Below are 20,364 nucleotides of genomic sequence, written 5' to 3' on the forward strand. Positions count from 1 at the left end.
ATGCACGTGGGCAGTGGACGATTGCCACTGCCCACGTTGCTTTCGTTGTCGACCGGACGACGGACTCTCGTTGGTAATCGGCCGTGCGATGTGGACGGTATAGACGTTGAGGATGGGCTGGCTAGCTGGCAGGCTTGGTCGTCTTCGTCGATCCGGCGCTGCAGGAGCGGTGATCCTGGTGCGCCTGCGATGGCTCAAATGGCGGGAACGTGGATCAGCGTCGGCGAGGTCGAGCTCGGACGTGGAGTGGTGATGACGAACGCGTGGATGGTGAGAGCCGGTCGTGACGGCGAGCGTGAGGCCGACGCCTTGGAACAGTCGCTCGTCATCGGTGGCTGGCCGGAGATGGGCAACCTCGCGCAGTACACATCCCGTCGGGAGCTGCAGGCTGCGGTCCGGGCGGCCTATCCGAACCGGTCTCGGACCGTGGTGGCGAACTGGACCGGTCAGCTGTGGCGGTTGATCTATGCCATGGAGGCCGGCGACCTGGTCGTAACGCCGCTGAAGAAGGCCTCGCCGGATCACGTGGCGATCGGCCGGGTAACCGGCCACTATCAGTATCGGCGGGACGCACCCCCAGACCGTCGTCACGTGCGACCGGTGACATGGGTACGGCCGGCGTTGCCACGGTCGGCGATCCAGCAAGATCTGCTGTACAGCCTCGGCTCGCTGTTGACGATCTGCCAGCTGCGGCGCAACGGCGCGGTGCGGCGGCTTGCCGCGCTCGCCGAGACAGGCGTCGACCCGGGACCGACCCTCGACGAGGTGTCGACCAACGGATGGGTGACGCCGGACGACTTCGTCGAGCGGGCCGTCGCTGACGACAACGGCGTGGAATTGACGATCCGGGAGCTGCTGTCTAAGTGGGGGGCAGGTCGGCGGACCAGCTCCGTGGTGGAGACGATCCAGCGGGACTTGGCCGAGAACGGGCTTACCACTGTACCGCCGTTCACCGAGGGATGGATCGGCAAGAGCGTCTTGGTCGTCAAGTCTGGCGCGGAAGAGGATGACACCACCGTCGAGACGGCGACCGAGCGGTTGCTGGACGAGCAGACCGACGCGGAGACCGTCACGGAAGAGCCCGATGACGACGAAACGCTGGTGCCGGAGAAGCCGTTCACGCTCCGGTTCGGCACCTTGGTCCGGTCCGACCTTGCCGTCACGTCTGTGCGGCCCACCGACTCGATCGTCCTGGCTCGAACCCTGATGCTGCGGCACAACTACTCCCAGCTGGCGGTGATCGACGACGACGGCACCTTCCATTACGCGGTGAGCTGGGAGTCGATCGCGAAGGCCTACATGTCCCCGACACCCCCGTCGACGGTGGCACACGCCAAGCACACGGCACTGCTGGCCGGCTATGACGACCTGGTGTTACCGCGGATTGACGACATCTCCAACAGCGACTTCATCTTCGTCCGGTCACGAGACGGCAAGACGATCGCGGGGATCATTACCAGTGCGGACCTGACCAACCGATTCGGAGAGATCGCCAAGCCGTTCACCAAGATCGAGGAGTGCGAACGCCGCCTGCACCGACGGGTCAAGGCGCAGATCCCGGCAGCCACGATCGAGCACGCCACCAACAAGAGACACAAGAACGCCGACTCGCTCACCTTCGGCGCCTACGCCCACGTACTGAAGGACGAGCAGGATTTCATGCTGCTTGGCTGGCCTCTGGACCACGAGGAGTTCCTCCAGCAGGTCAAGGATGTCGCCAAGATCCGCAACGATATGATGCACTTCTCACCCGACCCCGTCCCGCACGACGAATGGGACGCCATCGATGGGCTACTAGCCATGCTCCACGCCGTCGACCCACTGCCCTAGCTGCGAGGACCGCGTCTCGTCTTCCGCGGTCGCGATCGGGCTAATGCCGCGCCAATCTGCCGCAGGCACGCGGTTGGTCGCCTTCGGGGCGTGCCACTGGGGAGTGCGCCTGGCGCTACCGCGATCTCCTGGGACGATACCGCCAGCGAGCTCATCAGGGCGAAAGCTAGCGTCGCCCCGTAACCAACCTCGGCAGGCCGCAGGCAGCTGCCGTACTGCCACGTTCGGCCCAGAATCCGAGTCGATGTACAGGAAAGCTGTGCCGCCGGGCGCGAGACGCGCGGCAAGGTCGAAGCAACATCGAAGGTGCGCTCGGCGACACAGTCTACCAGGCATTGCATAGCCTGGATACCGAAACGGGACTCACTACTCATGCGAAAGAGTCGCTCAGAAGTCGTGTACTCCAATATCGCGGCGGCACTCAGTCTATCAACATGCTGGAAGCGGTTGCCGTGCTCCGAAATATCGAGGCGGCCCTGTCGCCATTTACGCTTATGGCCAGAAGGGTGCGGTCGCTCGCGAAGTGGCTGAACGCACCGGCAACCATTGCCGATAGATGCGATGTAATTGACGTCGAATGGGACCTGGCTCGCGCTCGCCTGCAGCGAATCAGAAACTGCGTGGCGCACGGCGGCCCTCGGAGTGAAGCCGGCATACGCAGTGTCAGCGCGTTCAGCAGGCAGCTCGCCGCATGGTCGATATCGGCTTACATTTCTGGAGTAGCGGACAAAGGAATCATCGAGGAGCATGCGGCTCGAAAAAGGGCGAGCGATGACTGGCGCGCTGGGATTCGCAGTTCACCTAATTCGGGCATAGCACTATTTCCGCGAAGTTGACGACCTGCCGGATCCTGCCATGCTTACTTACTCATGCCGCTGGTCATGCGCGGTGGCGGCAGCGCCAACCGCTTGACCGCACGCGCAATTGCGCGCGTGCCGCGAGGCTTGTGCTATATGGCGCGACGGTGATCGGAGTGAGGTGAGGGCGCGGTCGCGTACGGACGTTTTACGCGTTATACGCTGGCTGTGTCACCGAGCGGGAGTGCGGCTGGACGGAGGCCGGCAAGGCGAGCGCGGCACGCACGCCGTGTCCCGAGCGGGAGGCTATTGAGGCGCTGTTCTCGACCCAGCGGATCGAGAACCACCCCGGGACGCCGCTGCTGGCGGTGCCCGGTTGGCCGATTCGGCTCGGGTGATCGTGGTGTTGTGCGAGCGGATGGGTGGAGTCGACAGTTACGCGATCCTGGCGGTGCGGCCGGCTCGGCCCGAAGAGGTCAAGCAGTGGGTGGAGGGGACGCGATGACGGTGCACCGGGATCCGAGGAGGATGAGCCGGGAAGAGCTGGTGGCCTACTTCGACGGCGGCGGGGACATCTCGGAGCCGTTGCGCGATGCGGCCGTCGGTCCGGTGCCGAGCCCGGAGAGCGTACCGATGATCGTGACCGGAGTACGGCTCTCCGCGGCGGCCGTTGCGCGGCTGGACGAGCTGGCGGGCAACGACAAGGCGGGACGCTCAGGTTTGATCCGTCAGGCGATCGACGAGTTCCTGGCCAGGCATACACCCGAGGCTGCCTGAACAGCGACAGTTCCTCGCGTTGGCGCAGGCAGTCTTGCCGCTGCGATCGGCGGGCGCTGCATTGCGAGATCAGGTGCACGCACGGTCCCGCTACCTGTGGGTTGCCTGCTCTTCGCCGGAAGCAAAGACGTACATCTAGGTGGGATGGTCTGTCGATGCCGTTCAGCATCCCGTAGCGTTCGAACCCGCGCTGTGCTGCGAGGCGGTTAATGCGCGGCTCGGGGCTGACCAGCTCGCCGCAGTGCAGCGGCGTTACTTGTCGGGCGTTGCCGGCTCGATAGGGCGACTCGGTGCTGCTCGTCGGGACCGATGACACGCTCCATGTCGAGAAGCCCTTGCTCTATTCCCTGAGGTACGAGGCAGGCAGGCTCACGATACCTGCCCTCGGGTGACTGCCCGCCGCCTGGGCGCAGTGGTGTCGTTGGACATGGTGACGGCCGGCCGCCCTGACCGAACACGACCGCCGAGGGTCGCCAGGTTGGGATAGCCCGGGGCGGGTGGTGGGTAGCGTCTAAATCATCCCATAGGTTCTGGTGCTTCCATCTGACGCGCGCATTAAGTCTCAAGTAGCCGGGACGCTGCGGTAGAGACCGACCATCAAACCTGCCTATACATTTGGCATTCACCTGCGAGGCAAATAGTGTAGTTGATCAATCGCTGAATAGCGCCCAACCTGAGGTAAGCGCCAATTTGCGCTTGGCGGGCCTAAGTGCAGTGCAAAGTGGGAGCAGAAAGGCCTGACGCAGTGATCAACGGATCCCTATATAAACGATGCGTATGCCGCGACGCGGTGACCGGAAGAGCGTTGGGTCGGGCGTGTCCAAGATTGCGTCGTAGCAGCGGTTCCTGGAGTTCCGAGCACGGACTGTGGTACGTGCAGCTCGAGTTGCCCCGCCGCCGGAACGGGGGCCGCCGACAGCTCCGCCGAGGCGGCTTCGGCAGCAGGAGCGAGGCCACCGAGACACTCGACCATGCCCGGGACCTGCTCACACTCGCCGGACACGACCAGGCCCGCCGCGATGATGTCGCCGAGCTGCTGCTCGCCACGATCCGCGCAGGTCAGCCTTTGCCCGACATCGAGGACGTGCGTCGGCGAATCCGCGCCGACCTTTCCCTGACCGGAATTCCTACCCTCGCCGACTACCTCACCGAATGGTTGGCCGGTCTCACCGTCGAGGCCAACACGATCACCGGCTACGAGTCACACATCCGAGTCCATATCATCCCGCACCTCGGCCACCTGCCTATATAGATAAAATCAGGCCACGGCACATCAGAGCAATGCTCCAGGCAATCCAGGCATCCAACGCCGAGCTGCTCGCCGCGAGAAAGAGCCCGGACCCCCACGTCCGCATCGGCGCGACGGGTAGGCGGATAACCGGCCCAGGCACCCTGCAACGGATCCGCGGCACGCTCCGCAAGGCCCTCAACGACGCCCTCGCGGAGGAACTTATCGCTGGGACGAACCCGGCCACCCTGGTCAAGACGCCTTACCACCGGGCGCTCCCCATGATCTGGGAAGACGAACGTGTCGCCGAGTGGCGGACAAACGGAACAGTGCCCAGTCCCGTCATGGTGTGGACCGGCGAGCAGCTCAACAGCTTCCTCACCTACACCGCCGCGCACGATCCAGACCTGCACCCGCTGTTCCACCTCATCGCCTACCGCGGCCCCCGCCGCGGCGAAGCGTGTGGCCTACGCGACCGCGACGTCCACCTCGGCAAACGCGAAGTCGTGATCAACAACCAGATCACCGCGTTCGGCCACACGATCCGCGAGAAACCGCCCAAGAGCAGGGCCAGCAACCGGACCCTCGTCCTTGATACGGATACGGCCGCAGCGCTGGCCGCTTACAAGGCCCGCCGGGCGGCCCGGCAGCTCGCCGCCGGCCCTGCCTGGCCCGCCACCGGGCTGTTCTTCGTCCGTCCCGACGGACAGCCGTGGCATCCCAACGCGGTCTCAGCGCGGTTCCGCCGGCTGGTCCGCGACGCGGACCTCCCGCCAGTGCGGCTGCATGACCTGCGACATGTCGCGGCCACCATGGCCCTCGACGCCGGCATAGACATCAAGGTCGTGCAGGAGCAACTCGGCACTCCACATCCACGCTGACCCGCGACACGTACCAGTCCGTTTCCAGGCATCTACACCGTGAGGCGGCTGACGCCGTCGCACGGCGTATCGCCGAAGCCGGCGGTCGAAGCGCCTGAACCCGACCATGCCACCACACCACCCCCGCTCGGGCTGTCGCCGCGAAAGGGAGATCAGATGCTACCTGCCCTGGTGGCGAACTGTTCGAGGATGTCGGAGACGTCCGGGACGAGGATGGGCGTGGCGATGTAGTAGGTGCTGGTGATTGCCTCACTGGCGTGGCCGAGCTGGGCTGCGGCGCTCGTGGTGTCGGCCTCCTGGGCGATCACGGTGGCGACGGTCTCGCGGAGGGTGTGCGGGGTAACCCATTCGAGGCCGGTGTCGGCGCAGGCCTCGCGCCATTGCCGGCGGACGTTGTGCGGCGACAGCCAGGTGCCGCGCCGCGAGGCGAAGATCGCGTCCTGAGCCTTGGCGGCGGCGATATGTTTGCGGGCCCGCAGCATCCGTACGGCGAACCTAGGCAGGACGAGTGTCCGGTAGCCGGCGTCGCTCTTGGTCCACTCCTGTCGAAGGTATCCCTTGCCCTTGATGTAGACGAGGGTGCCGCAGATGGTCACGGTTGGACGTTCGGCAGCCAGGTCAAGGTCGTCCCAGCGCAGGGCGAGGATCTCGCCGATGCGGGCGCCGGTGGCGAGTATGAGGTCGACGCGTCGGCCAGGTCGCCGTTCTGCCGAGGTCCTGGCTTGCCGGTGGCAGGCTGCTGCCACTCGCGGATCGCCGCGCGGACAGCCTTCAGGTGCTCCTCGGTCAGCGCCGCAGCCTTACGGCGTGGGTTCCGCAGTCGCCCCGTCTCGCGGACGGGGTTGGTCATCAGCGCCCCACGGCGTACCGCCAACGCGAACATCTGGCCGAGGACGACCTTCGCGGCCCTGGCGGCCCGCTGGACGGTTTTCGGCGACCTTGCGCAGGAACTTGTCGAGGCGGCCCACAGTGGCCTCCTGGATGCGCAAGCTGCCCAGGGCGGGCAGGATCGCGCTTCGCAGGCTGGTCTTGTAATTGTTGATCCGGACGATGGTGAAGTCGCTGCGGGAAAGCCTGTCCGGGCATGGCATCGAAGGCATGACCGGCAGCGACGGCGAATCCAGCCAAGGCGACTTCCGCTGGGCGCTGGCCCGATGGTCGATTCGAAGCGGATGGGTGACGCTCGCAGACGTGGAAGACGCCAATGCCCGACGCGCCGAGCCGACAATCGGTGAATAGGGCACCCACGCGGCGACCCCACTAAGCCACAACTGCGCATCTGGTAAGTCTTGCCTGTCGTGAGTCGGTGAGGGGCAGGAGGAGTGATGGCGCCTAGGCGGGTCCACGCGGTTGTGCTGGACGCGGAGCAGCAGGCGAGGTTGAAGCAGGTCATCGGGTCGGGTAGGAGCTCGGCCGTCCTGGACGTCTACGCCCGCCCGCTGGACGAACGCTTCCCGGTGGTCTGCATGGATGAGAAACCGCGCGGCTACTGGTTGAGGATCAGAATCCCTTACGGCAGCGGGGGGCGCCCGGTTCGCTACCTTGCCGCAGCCTGAGGCGGAGCTAGAGCATTTTCACGTCACGGGAGGGTGGATAGCTGTCCTATTTGACCTAGGCCCTTGTGAGGAGCGTACGGAGGACGAAGGCATGACCCATGGAGCCGCGCCGCACGTACGGGGCGGCCCGGTCTTTATTGCTAGTGAACCGCATGGCATCATCGACCTATGGATCCAACGAAGGCCGTGGACGTGCTATGGGCTCGTCGACTACAGTGTAGTCCCGACGTCCTCCGCATGCCTGGCTTGCATCTGATCCGCGGCGATCATTTGGACAAACCAGTCTTCATGAACTATGCCGCACCATTCTTTGCCCTGTTCCCGTTACACACGCCCAATAACCTCACGGTTACCTCCACTGAGTCAGTTTGTGATGAGATCGCGGGCTGGAACTTGAATGACGAACATCTCTCGCCAAGTGATCTAGAGCCGCGTCTCCTCGACATCGCGGTTCGAATGAATCTTGGGAACGCGTATGTGTTCGACACTCTGACTGCCGCTCCCGACGAGCTACGCTTGGACTTCAGCGATGAGGTGTTGCAGCTCGATCCGGACTCTGTGGACGCGACAGATTGGAACGGCGTGCGGCTTTCGACGGAAGTCGACGGTTCAATATTCGGCGTCTTTGACGACTACGGATTGGCGGCCTGGTCTGGCGAAAAGCGGATGTCCGATGTCGCCCATGATATCCAAGTAGCGACTCGGAGCGATGTGCGACGGCGAGGACTCGCCCAAAAGGTCGCAAGCCGCGCGATAGAGACGATCCTCGAGAGCGGCCTCGTTCCCTTCTACTCCCATTTTCGAGGCAATATACCTTCAGCGAGACTCGCTGTCGCGCTTGGATTTCGCCCCTACGGCTCGGCCGTTCTGGCAGAATATCAAGTTGTCCATGGCGAATAGTCCTCCGAGGAGCTCGCGAGCGGCCAACCCGATCCAAGCGCACTCGGGCCGCTGCACACGTTCGTGGTCAGATCGACCATCCGAACCACCGCCGCGCCATGACCAGCAAGGCGCACCAGCACCGGTAGGGTTCGGCACCGTACCGCGGGATGCACGACTACCTGCGCTGACGCAACGCCACGCCAACTATCCCGACGTCCCCGCCGCGCAAACGCCGCGAACGTGTCAACGCACGCGGATGGGCCACGCCGCACGAGCCGCCGCATGGCCCCAACCCGGCCAACGATTCGGGGCGGCGCAATAGATCCCACACCGCGGACTCCCATGGCTCGGCAGACCGGGGTGAATAGCGGACTAGCGACCTTTGGGCGCTAGCTTCTTCACACGTGTGTCAAGTTTCGCGGCGGCGTAGGCTGACTTGGCCCGCTCCACATCTGCAGACTCGTCTGACCAGCAACTTTGGCGTAGCACGGCCGGTCGTCCCGGCGGCCGGCCAAGATCGGGCCACGGGTCCCTGTGTGAGCCTGCGCAAAGCCCGCAATGACCTATTCTCAAGCGCTGGCTTTGCGGTCCGAGGCGGAGCCTTACTGAGACTTCAGCCGGAGGAGGCGTCCAGGTCACGCTGAATCTGGTTGTAGTAGGCCTGCGCGGGGAGGTCGTTGCGGCCGTACAGGGTCTCTGCCAAGAGGCCTCGCGGTAGACTATCCTGGATGGACTGGGCCATGGGCCAATCCTCAGCTGACAATGCGTCCAGCAACTTACTCCAGTTCTCGTCGCGGGCGTGGATATCAGCCTCGGATATCGGTCCCTCTTTAGCCAGAAATCTCACCACGACGTGAGTTTTCCCTACGTCCGTCGGATGCGGGGAAATGGTCCACAGCTCGTAGTGGTACGGCACCACCACGATGATCGTGGCCGGATAGACAGTGTAATTGCAGCCGATATGTCTTCTCAATTCCACTGCGTCGACATCCGCGCCGCGGACACCATCGATACTCCGTCGGGCAACGACAAGCCGGGTGTTCTTGCCGACCGTGTCGAGGAGGTGAATATTCGCGTGGAACAGCGGGCCTACGGACTGAGGATGCAGGAAGCCGACGTGTTGGGTATCCAGGAATCCGTCCATGACCAACTTCCAGTTCATCGAAAGCTCCCACTGACGCTCTCGCAGCAGCACCGCAGCACCGATACCGGAGGCCTCGACCCCTTCGTCGAACTCGCCCAGATAGGTTTTCATATTCAGCTCATCGCCGGGAGTCGGCACAACCCAGATACATCCGAACCGTTCATCGACGGGCAAGGATGGTAGGGCGTTGTCGGCTCGATTCACGTCCGGATAGCCAGCCGGGAAGGATATCCCTCTCAAGGAGCCGTCCTGTCCGTAGCACCAGCCGTGATAGTTGCAGATGAATTGCCTGCGGTTACCCGACTTTTCGAACTCGATACGCCCGCCCCTATGCCGGCAGACATTGATGAAAGCTGACACGGACATGTCCGCTTGGCGGACCATCAGCAGAGGTGTGCCGATGTACTCGGTTGTGACGAAGTCTCCCGGATGCGGCAGCTCACTCGAGCGGGCGGCTACGAAAGGTGACTGCAAGAAGATTCGTTCTCGCTCGGCGGCAGCGATCGAAAAGTCGAAGTAACGTGCGATCGGCATTCGCATCACCGATGGCGCGTAATCCGTCGTCTTGTTGTCGATGTGCGCTAACAGTCGCTTGACGGCCTTTACCGTGGTGTCATCATCCATATTTGACTCCTGTTGTCACCGACGGTCGGTTGCTGCACATCGTAAGGCTTGCCCCGGAAATGTCATGGGAGGTGTTCCTGGCCATTGACGCAGACTAGCCGCCAGCCGCGCCGACGCCAGCGCCCACCGACCGCGCGAGTACGACGATCACCGGTCGCACTTGGTTGGTGGCCAGGGTGGTCGGCGAGCTTACGGATGCTTGAGCGGGGTGAACGGGCGCCCCACCGTTGTGGCCGCCCGGTGGCCGTCGCGACGATGAATGCCTCGTCGTCTGCGGTGATTCGGCGGGCACGCCCGCCCGCCCAGTTAGACATCCAGTGCGCAGCCCGATCTTGTTGAAGGCGTGGACCTTCCGGACAGTGTCCTCTGCGCGGCGACCAGCCGCGCGATCGCCGGCATCGGCGTACCGGACGCCGACGCCATAATGATCATGGCGCAGCGGACCCGGACCGACTCATGTTTGCCCCACCGCACGGACTGCTGCAGCCGGCGGCCCTCCTCGTCAGTAAGCTGCCGCGCTCGTGCCGGCCCAGCCATGCACCCACCTCTCAATAGCGATCAAATCGCTTTCGAGCGTGCCGCCGACCTTACCGGAACCAACCGATCACGTCCGGCGTGTCACCAACCCGGCGAACGTTTGTGGTCAGCGCACTAGCGGCCAAAGATCGCCAGGACCGTCGGAGGTTGGACTGTGGTTACCACTTCCACTCGACTGGCCTCTGTTGTACCGTAGTCAGCACCAATACTGCGGGAGGAAGCACCATGCAGGCGATCGACATCCTCGCGAAGGAAATCCCAACCGGCGCCGCGCGCAAGTCCAGCTAGGCATTCCGTAGGCCCCCACCCCGTGATTTTCCTGGGCGCTTCAGGGACGGTCGCGGAGTGGGAGGCCCTTCGCGATCGTGGCTTGCCGATCACGTTCATCGACGTTGACGACCGTCTTTGCACCCTTCGTATCCGCTTCGACGAGGGGGGTACGAAGGTCTACGGCCTCGACGACCTGCGACACGAAAAAGTGTGGTACAACCCTGGCTCTTTCGAGCAACTGGAACAGGGCTGGTTCGAGTCCGAGGCCAACGGACGCTTCCGTGCTCGCCAGTTCAGCGTGGCACTGGAGATTCTGGAGAGCGTCGTCGCAGAATTCTGCGTTGATCGTCCGGACGTGATGCGAAGATGGGCCAACAAGCTGTTCCAGCTCTGGAAGATCTCCGAAGCTCTTCCTGGGCTTCTTCCTCGAACGTCGATGACAGGTGAGTTCTCCGATCTGACAGTGGGCCACCTCGTGAAACACGTGGGCGAGAGCCGATGGATCGGCGGCGAAAAGGCCTTCTACTGCCAGGTTGTGACCGCCGAACTCATCGAGGCTCTCAGTGCCGCAGGCAAGCCTCTGCCGCTCATCACGCAGGAGCGTGTGCATGCGGACCACGAGTTCCGTTCCTTCGTGTTCGGTCACGAAGAAGCCACGGTCCGGTTTCCTCACGCCCGGCTGAGCCCGGTACCGGACCTTCAGTTCCATCCTGAGCATGTCGGCCAGGCCGAGGTCGTACCGGCTCCGGTCGGCAGCAGGGTATGGTCGGAGCTCGGGGAAACCCTCGGGCTCTCCTTCTTCAGCGTCGACTATATGATGGTTGAGGACAGGCTTCGTCTACTGGAGGTCAACCCCGCCTTCGGGTTCGCTTGGCTCCCCGCGCCCTGTGTCGACGCGATTGCTGGCGCCCTGTCGCGGCACCTCTCGTCGTGACGAACGGTCTGGTTAACGCGCGTAATGACTGAGCCGCATGGCCAAGCACAGCGCCTTCCACCACTGCTGACCTGACGCGGCACGGTCGTACCTCCGCCAGGAATGAGATCGAACCTACGACCGATTTCACGTGCCGCGCCGCTGCCGATCCCCAACGGCTCCCGGCGAGTCCTCGCGTCCCACGTGCGCTTCCCCGCCAAGCATTCTTCGACGCCGCCACCAATCCAGAGCTCGGCCAGGCTGAACCGATCTTGCCTTACGTCCCGGTCGTTCGAAGGACGCTGGCCGCGCGTGCAGGACCGGTGTACCGTGCAGTTGGTGCGGTTACGCAACGAGTTGGGGTGAGACGGCCATGGGTGATCGACTGGTCGCCGGGAGGTTCGTCGACTACATGTCCTCGGTGGCGGACGGTGAGATCGACCCCGTTATGGGCACCTACCCAGAAATTGACAATCCTCGCTGGTTCGATCCTTCGCGATTTCCTGTCTGTGCCGAGCTGGAGAAGCGCTTCAACACGATCGCGGACGAGTTCCGGGAGATTTCGGCGGAAGCGTTCTTTCCCGACAGCGAGAGGGACGCAGTCCCACGGTACGGCGACTGGCGAATCCTTCCGGTCTACGCCATGGGGCACAAGTACGAGGGCGCGGCCCGGCTACTCCCGACGATCGTCGACATCGTTGAGAACCTCGGCGGGATGACGACGCTGGGAGGGGGCGTCTTCGTCTCTCGGTTGCCAGCGGGTGCCAGTATCGGTTCCCACCGCGGGCCAACGAACACCAGGGCGCGTTGCCACCTCGGCCTCAAAATCCCTTCGGGTGATTGCGGAATCGAGGTCGACGGAGAGAGGCGTGTCTGGACCGAGGGACAGTGCCTGATGCTGAACGACCACCTCCTGCACAGGGTCTGGAACAACACGGAAGAGGAGCGGATCGTCCTGGTTTTGGACGTATGGCATCCAGACCTGACTGTCACCGAGAGGAGGCTATTAGCCGGGCTCCATGTCTATGCGAGTGTGCAGGCCGACGCGATCTCGAAATGGCAGGCTGACTTCCGCGACGTGCGAACGCCCCCATCACCAGCCTGATCGGCTCTCCTGTCGCATGCATGGGTGGCCGACGACCAGTACGGGAGACCAGACGATGGGCAAACCTCTGCGGATCGCCTATGCCGGCCATGACTTCTTCTCCTCATGCATGGCGACGCTGGTCAGTCGGCCGGACACCGAGGTTGCGGTCTGTCTGACGGAGGGACCTGAGGGTCAGCCAGCAAGAAACGTGCTGCGCCTAGCGAGCGCGGCCAATGCCAGGGTCTTCACCGGGCGCCCGACGGTCGATGTAGTCCGCGAAGTAAACGCTGCGAACGTGGATCTCTTCGTGTGCGCCGCCTACATGTATCGAGTTCCGACGCAGTACTTGGATGTCCCGTACGCGGTCAACGTGCACCCGGCGTTGCTACCAGATGGGCGCGGACCCAATCCGCTGCCGTATCTGGCGACAGCTTTCACTCAGTTCAGCGGCGTGACCATCCACGAGATGACGGCAGAGCTGGACAAGGGTCCCATCCTTGTTCAGTCCCCTGTTGATCAGTCTCCTGAGGACGGTCTCGACGAGCTCTACCTAAAACTTTTCGCCTTGGCACCGCGGCTCTTAAGCCGGCTGATGGACGACCTTGAAGGATACTTCGCCGCTAAGCGACATGTGCAGGGCGGCTCCTACTGGCCGCACAAGGACGGCGACGTCCTCATAGCATCACAACACACGACAGAGCACGCGCTTCGACTGCACAGTTCGTTCGGCATGTATGGATTCTCCGTCAAACTGGAAGGCCGCACGGAGTTCCGGGCCTCCTTGCTCAGCGCGACCCGATGCGATCACGATTTCGTGGTCGGGAGCGTTGTTGCCGAGCTTCAGGTCGGAACAATTGTCGCCTTGCCTGATGGGCTGGTACGCCTGGACACCCAGAGATCACTCCCGGTCGTCACGTGAAGAATGTGGTCCTGCTACCAGCTCATGAGCAGGTCGTCGAGAATCTCGGCAGCGCGTCCGACGACGATCGACAGATGGCCGTCGTCCGGGAGAAGTCGTGACCGTGCGCCCTCCACCCCGGACACCAGCCAGGAACCATGGGCGCTGGGAACCATCAGGTCGTGCCTGCCCTGCCACACCGCTACGTGCCGGCCACTAAGCAGTTTCAGGTCGAACTCCCAGGGCGAGAGGAATGCGAGGTCGTCGTCGACCCATCCCCACACCCCGGGTGCAAGGCTCCGGGAGAAATGCTGAACCAGTTCGGCCGCGTAGTCGCCGGTGACGAGTCGCTTGTCGACGTCGGGAAGAAGCGAAGCCATCGACACCGCCAGCTCATCGGGCGAGATTTGAGTGATCCCGGGAGCTTCGCGCTCTAAGAACTCGAGCAACTTCGCTTCGCCCTCGAGCGCGGCTCCGTACTCCTCGAGGTTGCCCTGCCCCATCCCCGCGAGAAAATCCAAGCCCGGCGCAGTCCAGGGAGCCAGGCCTGCCACCGACGCGGTGGCAGACACCCGCTCCTGAAGCCGAGCCGCGGTGGCAAGGGCGTGTGGGCCGCCTCCTGAGACACCCACGACCAGTGCCCGCTGAATTCCCAGATCGTCCAGAACCGCTTCGACATCTGCGGCCACGGACGCGACCGTTCTCGCCGGCACTCGGGTGGAGGCCGAGTATCCGGCGCGAGTGATGCCCACTATGCGCACGCCGCGGTCGGCGGAGGCCTGGAGCAGGTGCCGCCCCGGGTCCCCCCACCCCGGTGTTCCGTGATGGAAGACGAGCGACGGCGAATCTCCTCCGAGCTCCCAGTTGCCCAGGTGCACCTCAATATCACGCCCACCAGGGAGCGTGATGGTCTTGACTGTCAAGGTTGCATCGCTCATGTTACTTCTCCGCTCTCAGCGGCCGTTGACCTCGGCGTCGGCCCGCACAGAACATAGCGCCTAGGGGCCGCTCGGGCCAGGCGATCCTTGGCCCGTTGGGTGTACCGTGGCGCATCCATCACTGTGATGTGAAACTGCTCTTCCTGATCGCCTTCAGGGCATCTCGCCTCGTATCTCCCTCAAGCACGTCGACGAATAGCTTACCTTCCAGATGTTGCGTCTCGTGCAGCAAGCAGCGGGCGAAGTAGGCCTCGCCCTCGATCCGAATCTTGGCTCCGGTCATGTCCTGTCCTTCACAGACCACTTGCGAGGACCGGGGGAACTCGGCATAAACGCCCGGGATGGACAGGCATCCTTCGGAGTCGTCCGGTTCCTCCTCGCCGACAAAGGTCCTGGTTGGGTTGACCATGTATCCGCGATGCCAACCGCCCTGATTGTCGGGGCAGTCGAACACGAACACCCGCAGGGCGACGCCTATCTGATTCGCGGCCAGACCGATGCCGTCCACCGAATACATGGTCGCGAACATGTCCGCGATCAAGCTTTCGAGCCGCGCGTCGAAATCTGTCACCGTCGCACAGGACTCCCGCAGGACCGGGTCACCGAATTTTCTGATTCCTCGGACGGTCCCGGGGCGGTCCCATTCGCCACGGCTTTCCGAAACCACGTGCATTCGTCCTCCACAATCAACCTTGCCGGACAGCTCTCGAAGTATACGGCGGCCCCGAGGGCTGCCGCCCGCTCACCCAGGCGGGCGTCCGGTTGTGGCCGCCGACACCCGCCGACCGGAGCTCCGGCATGAGCGCGCCCAGGCCGCCGCGTCCGTGAGTCGTCCCCACAAGCGTCGAAGGCGATGCGGCTGCGCTGTGCTGCCCATGCCCTCGCTGGACGTCGATTCACGCCTGTTCACCCGGCTCCGGCACCCGCCCGAGAATCTGCCGATTCCGGGTGGCGTTGACGAAGTTGACCACGTTGGCGACCTTGCCGGCGCAGCCCACCTAATGCCGTTGGTCCAGCACTTGGCGCCTGTGGCGTGCTCGTCGCCGCTTTCGTCGAACACCAGGACCGACAACCCGCTTGTGCAGGCGAGGTGTTCCACCACGAAGCCCCGCACCTGCCTCATCGCGGCGACGTTGTCCCCAGGACGCGCGTTCCAGCAGCCGCTGCATCCGGTCCGGAGTGGGGTCGTCGGCGTACTCAGCCAGCGTCCAGCAGTTCTTGCGGGCAGCTCACTCATCAAGCCCCCCGCACACACCTCCCGCCTTGCGCAAAGGCTTCCGCCGGGCGAAGTACGACCCAACCTGGCCGACCAACGTATCGAGGTTCTCCTCGACCGAGCGGCCTATACCATGGCCGCAGCGGCTACCTCACGATGTTGGGTGGCCCACCCCACACCCTTGGTGGTCCACCAAGCACCTGATGATCAAGGGGGTGCCCGCGCCCATCCTCGCAGCGACACACCCGGATATGCCTGCTGCCCAGCCCACGACTACAAGATCACGAATTACGGCGCCGTATCACGTTTGCGGCCGGGAGTCAGCAATTGGAGAGGAAGAAACAAATGCCGCCGACCAGCCCGCACGCCACGCAGGACGCCATCGTCGTGGTTCCAGGAATCATGGGTAGTGAGCTGGTCGACGTGGAAACGGGCAAGCAGATTTGGGGCCTTTCAGATCCCCGCTGGTACATTTCCGCCTGGACATCCGGCCGATCATTGGACGCGCTTGCGGTCAGTGCGGCGGAGATCGACGGCGGCTATCGGCGGGTCAAGGCCACCCGCCTGCTCCGCTTTCCCGGGTTCATGCCGATGCTCGCCGGGCTCGAACCGTACACAAAACTTCTGCGCGGACTTCACGGCTTGGTCACCGATCGCTCCCAGGTCGCCGAGTTCCCCTACGACTGGCGACTCCCGGTCGCACATAATGCGGCTATCCTGGCCGAATTCTGCGACGCACATCTGAAGCATTGTCGCCAACTCCGGACCAGTGGGGCCGACATTCCGCCCGGCGATCGCAAGCTCGTCCTAGTCGCACACTCGATGGGTGGCCTCCTAGCGCGTCAACTGGCCGCCGTCCCCGGCCTCGCCGAGGATATTCGAGTGACCGTGACGCTCGGCACGCCCTTCTTCGGAGCACCGAAGGCGGTGCAGATGCTGGCCTCCGGCTCGGGGCTCCCGATTCCGCTGCCGTACGCTCGCGCGCGCACACTCGCAGCCGGCCTGCCCGGCCTGTTCGACCTGCTTCCGACGTACCGCTGCGTCCTAACCGAGGGAACCGGGTCAGGTGCGCCTGATGCGGCACGCAGGCTGACGGTCGGAGACATCGAGTCGCTGGGTGGATCGACCGATGAGTCCTCACGAGCCATGTCCTGGCAGGCCGGCATGTCCGACGTCCAGCCTGTCGGGCACGTTCAGGTCGTGGGGTGCGAGCAACCCACGGTCCAGGCGGTGAGCATCGCGGACGGTCTGGTGCGCGGCCACGCATTCACTCTCGAGCCGCCGGCTACCGACGGGCATTCTCCGTTGCGTTCTGATCTCAAAGGGGACGGGACCGTTCCACGCGTCTCCGCTCAGTTGCCGGGCCGCGAGGTGATGCCCCTGGCGCAGACTCACGGCGCCGTTGCCGCTTCCCAGGAGATCCTCGTAATCGTCCGCGACGCGATCCTGGGCAGGCGCACCGGGCCGTGGCAGGGCGCGGGTGAGCTCGGCGTGAGTGTCCCGGACGTGGTCGCCCCCGGTGAGCCTTTCCGCATAGAGATTAACGGAGCTGCCGACCCGACCCTGGTGAACTGCGAGGTCGTGGACATCGCCTCCGGGCTGCCGGTCGACACGCCTCAGGTGAGAATCGATGGAAGCGACTTTGTCGCTCAGGCCGGTCCCCTACCCGCCGGTATGTACCGGATCGCCGTCGACGGATCGTCGTCGTCGCCCGTGTCGCAGATTGTCCTCTGTGCGGACTAGCGCGCCAGGTCGGACGCCCGCCGAGACCACGTTCAGACACGCCACCCAGGGATGACGCGTGATCCACATCTATCCGATGGCATTCGGTTTCTACCATGACGCGGGCTGGCGAACCTGGACGTGGAGCCGGAGGTGGGGAGGGTTGTCGACCTGCTGTCCTCCTTTGGCGCCGAGCTGGTCCCCTGGAGCACTTCTGCGCCGTCGCGAGGGGCTGATGCGGTGCAGGAGCGCCTGCACCAATGGCGCCCCGTTCTGCCGACGGTGTGGGACAAGTCCTCCGAGGAGCCGGGGCCGGCGGCGAATGTCGTGCGCTCGCCGCGGGGTTCGGTCCTGTACTGGGTGGGGCATGGATGGTCCGACGGCCGGCGGCACGCACTCGCCCACGCCCGGAGTCCCGTGGTCGTCGGTAGCGGGGGCGTCCTGCCCGAGCAGCTCGCACATGCCATCGCGGCTCACCAGGCGCGGCGCGCGGACGACGACGACGGCTCCGGCTGGGTCATCGTCATCATCGACACCTGCAGGTCCGTTCAGATCATAGATGCACTGACCCAAGCCCTGATCGACTTCAAGTCGCCGCCGCGTGTGCTGCTCGTCGGAGTGTCCCCGAGGGTGCAACGAGCTTGGGGCGATTCAACGACGCCCTGAGGATCGTGCTTCTTGACACGTTCAGAACAGAGCGCGAGATCCATCTGAGCGATCTCGCCACACAGCTGGATCGTGTGCTCGGGCAGGGAACGGTGTATTCCCGTGCCCTGGGCTTCGCCTCACTTGTCCGGTCTCGACCACCCGTAGCCGGTCAGATGTTCGCTCCGATGGACATAGAGCGCCACCTTGAAGAAGTTCTCACTTCACTCTCCGCGGACGAGCGCTGGCATTTCCTGAGCAAGGCTAGAGGCGCTGAGCACGGCGAGTTGTCATGGTTTTTTCAAGGACGCCAGGACGAAATGGACGCGCTGGTGGACTGGCTCGAAGGCACGGAGTCCGGGCTTCTGGTCGTCACCGGCAAAGCCGGATCGGGAAAGTCCGCGCTGCTCGGGAACCTTTTCACGCATTCCGTGCCGGAGTTACGAGCCGCCCTGACCAGGAGAGGGCTTCTCGCCAGCGGAGCGTCCCGGATCCCCCGTCCGACGTATTCGATGCTGTCATCCACCTCAGCGGTCTCGACCTCAGGCAGATCACCAGCCGCATCTCATCAGCCCTGGACATGGGCCACGTGCCTTCTGCCGATGACCCTTCGGCCGGCATAGCCAACGACATCGACTGGCTGGTCTCCGGACTGGGCGAGGTCGCCGCTGCCTCGCCCAGGCGGTTCACCCTGCTCGTGGACGCACTGGACGAGGCGGTCGATCCTCTGGACATAGCCCGCGCGCTCCTTGTCCGGATGGCCAAGATCACCGGAGTCCGCGTTATCGTGGGGACCCGCCCATCCGTCAATGAGGCGCCCGACTCGCCCAGCGCCGACGAGGATCTGCTCCGCGCCCTCGCCCCCGACGAATCGGATCCTGCCGCTACCAGGGTCCTGCGACTGGCGAGCGACCCGAAGGCGATCCTCAGATATGTGGAGGCTCGTCTGCGACATGCGCGTGACCACGGGGAGGACGAGGCGGTCTCCGACACGCTGGCGCAGGTGGGAGACGACGGTATCCTGGCCGCGGCGCGAGGCGTGGCTGAGCGAGGCCTGGAGTTCCTGTTCGCCCGTCTGGCGGTCTACGAGATCCTGGAAGACTCGACCATCATCCGCCCGCAGAGAAATCTCGCCTTCCGACGCCTGCTCGCCGGGGACCACCAAGACCTCTTCGGCAAGGCGATGGAACGGCTGGCGCGTATCGACGACCGCTACCCCTTCCTGCTTCAGGCCCTCTCCCTGGCTCGCGGGCGAGGCCTGCCCGAAGCGAACGGCGTATGGGCGGCGGTGGCCGAAGCATTGATCGCGGCAGCCGCGGGAGACGTCATCGCGCACACGTCTGGCGAGGAATGGTCCAGCGTCATCCACGACATTCTTTCGCACGCGGCACCCTACATCGGAGCCGACAACCTTCATCCCCTCGATTCCGAGAATGAGCACCTGCGCCGTCCCGGAACCGTGTATCGCCTCGCGCACCGCGAGTTCGTCGACTACTTCGCGCGTGGTCGGGGCCCGGTTCCGCCCGACGTGGGGGTGTCAGCCACCGCCGACGCGCTGCTGAGTCTGGGCGAGGCGATGAGCGACAATCACCGTGCGCTCGGTCGATACCTGGCCAAGCACTTGTCGGGGCATGTCGCGGATGCTGATCGATGGTCCGATCTGGAGTCTGCGAGCGCAGTTCTCGATGCGCTCGACCCGGACGCGGTCGCCGCAGATGCGATCCGCTCGCTGTTCGGCAGACGTGACATGCCCCCGCAGATCGCCGGCGTGGTTGGGGCGCGCGACCTGCTTATGGACGCGGCGTTGAGCGATCGTCGCGGGATCAGGCAACTCGCGTCCACTGTGTATGGGCGGGCTCACGTGGTCGGGGAGGAGCGGTCCACCGAGAACTGGCCGACATGGGGGGTGCAGGCAGCTCAGATCGGTGAGGAACCGCTGCACCTGCGTCTCACGGGACACTCGTCCGTCGTCAACAAGGTCTGCGTGGTCCCTCTTCCGGACGGGAGAACGGTCATCGCCTCGGCGAGCGACGACGGCACTGTCCGGCTGTGGGACCCCCTGACGCTGTCGCCCGTGGGAGCACCGCTCCTGGGCCATATGGGCATGGTCGAGGATGTGGTCTCCTTTTTCACGACCTCGGGCGAACCGAGACTCGCGACCGGGGGCTCCGACGGGACCATCCGCATCTGGGACCCCATCTCCGGCCATCAGGTTCTCCCCCTCTGGAAGGGCACGAGGGCCCGATCTGGGAAGTCACCGTCGTCCGCGAGCCGGCCGAGTCCGGCGCCGGCTTGCGATCGGCTCGCTTGGCCAGCGCGGGCGCCGACGGAAGCGTGCGACTGTGGGACGGTGAGTCCGGAGCCCTTCTCGGGGAGCCGTACCGCGGTCACGAGGGCGCCGCCTGGACCCTGACGAGCG

General features: G+C 64.4%; 17 protein-coding genes and 2 pseudogenes. 14 read left to right on the plus strand and 5 right to left on the minus strand.

Translation table 11 applies throughout. The annotated features are described in order from the left end of the window. The first annotated feature begins 90 nt into the window (after positions 1-90). The 5 genes from Pflav_RS00285 to Pflav_RS44490 all read left to right on the plus strand — a co-directional run bounded on the left by Pflav_RS00285 (position 91) and on the right by Pflav_RS44490 (position 5,513). The gene (locus tag Pflav_RS00285; protein WP_232070875.1) at positions 91-1,830 is read left to right on the plus strand and encodes a restriction endonuclease; all 1,740 of its coding nucleotides are present in this window, start codon (positions 91-93) and stop codon (positions 1,828-1,830) included. 1,173 nt (positions 1,831-3,003) lie between these two features. After that, positions 3,004-3,132 (plus strand): hypothetical protein, encoded by a 129-nt coding sequence (locus tag Pflav_RS47055; protein ID WP_269474449.1) that lies wholly within the window; start codon positions 3,004-3,006, stop codon positions 3,130-3,132. Continuing rightward, the gene (locus Pflav_RS00290) at positions 3,129-3,404 is read left to right on the plus strand and encodes a ribbon-helix-helix domain-containing protein (RefSeq protein WP_173032752.1); all 276 of its coding nucleotides are present in this window, start codon (positions 3,129-3,131) and stop codon (positions 3,402-3,404) included. Before Pflav_RS47055 ends, Pflav_RS00290 begins: the two co-directional genes overlap by 4 nt. A gap of 874 nt (positions 3,405-4,278) precedes the next feature. Then, entirely contained in the window at positions 4,279-4,656 is a 378-nt protein-coding gene (locus Pflav_RS44485) for a tyrosine-type recombinase/integrase (RefSeq protein WP_232070876.1), read from the plus strand. A gap of 29 nt (positions 4,657-4,685) precedes the next feature. Beyond that, positions 4,686-5,513, plus strand: a complete 828-nt coding sequence (locus Pflav_RS44490) for a site-specific integrase (RefSeq protein WP_232070877.1) — start codon at positions 4,686-4,688, stop codon at positions 5,511-5,513. 152 nt (positions 5,514-5,665) lie between these two features. On the opposite strand, the pseudogene Pflav_RS00300 reads toward Pflav_RS44490, so the two are convergent. Next, positions 5,666-6,556, minus strand: a pseudogene (locus Pflav_RS00300) (tyrosine-type recombinase/integrase); the annotation flags it as partial. A 7-nt stretch (positions 6,557-6,563) separates the two neighbouring features. Between Pflav_RS00300 and Pflav_RS00305 the strand changes: the two are divergent. Together Pflav_RS00305 and Pflav_RS00310 are read left to right on the plus strand one after the other, a co-directional pair. After that, positions 6,564-6,752 carry a hypothetical protein gene (locus tag Pflav_RS00305; protein WP_173032754.1) on the plus strand — a complete coding sequence of 63 codons (189 nt, stop codon included), beginning with the start codon at positions 6,564-6,566 and terminating at the stop codon, positions 6,750-6,752. A 554-nt stretch (positions 6,753-7,306) separates the two neighbouring features. After that, entirely contained in the window at positions 7,307-7,969 is a 663-nt protein-coding gene (locus Pflav_RS00310) for a GNAT family N-acetyltransferase (RefSeq protein ID WP_173032756.1), read from the plus strand. A gap of 595 nt (positions 7,970-8,564) precedes the next feature. Here the strand turns inward: Pflav_RS00310 and Pflav_RS00315 are convergent. After that, entirely contained in the window at positions 8,565-9,719 is a 1,155-nt protein-coding gene (locus Pflav_RS00315) for an aromatic ring-hydroxylating oxygenase subunit alpha (protein ID WP_173032758.1), read from the minus strand. A gap of 179 nt (positions 9,720-9,898) precedes the next feature. Then, positions 9,899-10,256 (minus strand): annotated as a pseudogene (locus Pflav_RS47750) (IS630 family transposase); the annotation flags it as partial. Between the two features lie 370 nt (positions 10,257-10,626). On the opposite strand from Pflav_RS47750, the gene Pflav_RS00320 reads away from it, so the two are divergent. The 3 genes from Pflav_RS00320 to Pflav_RS00330 all read left to right on the plus strand — a co-directional run bounded on the left by Pflav_RS00320 (position 10,627) and on the right by Pflav_RS00330 (position 13,445). Next, positions 10,627-11,460 carry an ATP-grasp domain-containing protein gene (locus Pflav_RS00320; protein WP_173032761.1) on the plus strand — a complete coding sequence of 278 codons (834 nt, stop codon included), beginning with the start codon at positions 10,627-10,629 and terminating at the stop codon, positions 11,458-11,460. A gap of 352 nt (positions 11,461-11,812) precedes the next feature. Next, positions 11,813-12,544, plus strand: a complete 732-nt coding sequence (locus tag Pflav_RS00325) for an aspartyl/asparaginyl beta-hydroxylase domain-containing protein (protein ID WP_173032763.1) — start codon at positions 11,813-11,815, stop codon at positions 12,542-12,544. Between the two features lie 55 nt (positions 12,545-12,599). Beyond that, on the plus strand, positions 12,600-13,445 hold the full coding sequence (locus Pflav_RS00330) for a formyltransferase family protein (protein ID WP_173032765.1): 846 nt from the start codon (positions 12,600-12,602) through the stop codon (positions 13,443-13,445). A 14-nt stretch (positions 13,446-13,459) separates the two neighbouring features. Here the strand turns inward: Pflav_RS00330 and Pflav_RS00335 are convergent, their stop codons facing one another. Together Pflav_RS00335 and def are read right to left on the minus strand one after the other, a co-directional pair. After that, on the minus strand, positions 13,460-14,362 hold the full coding sequence (locus tag Pflav_RS00335; protein WP_173032767.1) for an alpha/beta fold hydrolase: 903 nt from the start codon (positions 14,360-14,362) through the stop codon (positions 13,460-13,462). Between the two features lie 118 nt (positions 14,363-14,480). Beyond that, a complete protein-coding gene (gene def, locus Pflav_RS00340) occupies positions 14,481-15,035 on the minus strand; it encodes a peptide deformylase (RefSeq protein ID WP_173032769.1) in 555 nt (184 codons plus the stop codon). A gap of 870 nt (positions 15,036-15,905) precedes the next feature. On the opposite strand from def, the gene Pflav_RS00345 reads away from it, so the two are divergent. The 4 genes from Pflav_RS00345 (at position 15,906) to Pflav_RS00360 (ending at position 20,358) form a co-directional block, all read left to right on the plus strand. After that, positions 15,906-17,321: an alpha/beta hydrolase gene (locus tag Pflav_RS00345; protein WP_173032771.1), complete on the plus strand. Its 1,416-nt coding sequence runs from the start codon at positions 15,906-15,908 to the stop codon at positions 17,319-17,321. 132 nt (positions 17,322-17,453) lie between these two features. Further along, positions 17,454-17,966: a hypothetical protein gene (locus tag Pflav_RS00350; protein ID WP_173032773.1), complete on the plus strand. Its 513-nt coding sequence runs from the start codon at positions 17,454-17,456 to the stop codon at positions 17,964-17,966. 5 nt (positions 17,967-17,971) lie between these two features. Further along, on the plus strand, positions 17,972-18,568 hold the full coding sequence (locus Pflav_RS00355) for an AAA family ATPase (RefSeq protein ID WP_173032775.1): 597 nt from the start codon (positions 17,972-17,974) through the stop codon (positions 18,566-18,568). Next, the gene (locus Pflav_RS00360) at positions 18,535-20,358 is read left to right on the plus strand and encodes a WD40 repeat domain-containing protein (protein WP_173032776.1); all 1,824 of its coding nucleotides are present in this window, start codon (positions 18,535-18,537) and stop codon (positions 20,356-20,358) included. Before Pflav_RS00355 ends, Pflav_RS00360 begins: the two co-directional genes overlap by 34 nt. Positions 20,359-20,364: the final 6 nt, after the last annotated feature.

The sequence above is a fragment of the Phytohabitans flavus genome, from assembly GCF_011764545.1.
In the GTDB taxonomy this organism is placed as follows: Bacteria; Actinomycetota; Actinomycetes; order Mycobacteriales; family Micromonosporaceae; genus Phytohabitans; species Phytohabitans flavus.

Coding starts and splice junctions, on each gene's coding strand:
- def (WP_173032769.1), bottom strand. CDS start 15,035: ATGCACGTGGTTTCGGAAAGCCGTGGCGAATGGGACCGCCCCGGGACC.
- Pflav_RS00290 (WP_173032752.1), top strand. CDS start 3,129: ATGACGGTGCACCGGGATCCGAGGAGGATGAGCCGGGAAGAGCTGGTG.
- Pflav_RS00335 (WP_173032767.1), bottom strand. CDS start 14,362: ATGAGCGATGCAACCTTGACAGTCAAGACCATCACGCTCCCTGGTGGG.
- Pflav_RS00330 (WP_173032765.1), top strand. CDS start 12,600: ATGGGCAAACCTCTGCGGATCGCCTATGCCGGCCATGACTTCTTCTCC.
- Pflav_RS44490 (WP_232070877.1), top strand. CDS start 4,686: ATGCTCCAGGCAATCCAGGCATCCAACGCCGAGCTGCTCGCCGCGAGA.
- Pflav_RS00310 (WP_173032756.1), top strand. CDS start 7,307: ATGCCTGGCTTGCATCTGATCCGCGGCGATCATTTGGACAAACCAGTC.
- Pflav_RS00305 (WP_173032754.1), top strand. CDS start 6,564: ATGGTGAAGTCGCTGCGGGAAAGCCTGTCCGGGCATGGCATCGAAGGC.
- Pflav_RS00315 (WP_173032758.1), bottom strand. CDS start 9,719: ATGGATGATGACACCACGGTAAAGGCCGTCAAGCGACTGTTAGCGCAC.
- Pflav_RS00325 (WP_173032763.1), top strand. CDS start 11,813: ATGGGTGATCGACTGGTCGCCGGGAGGTTCGTCGACTACATGTCCTCG.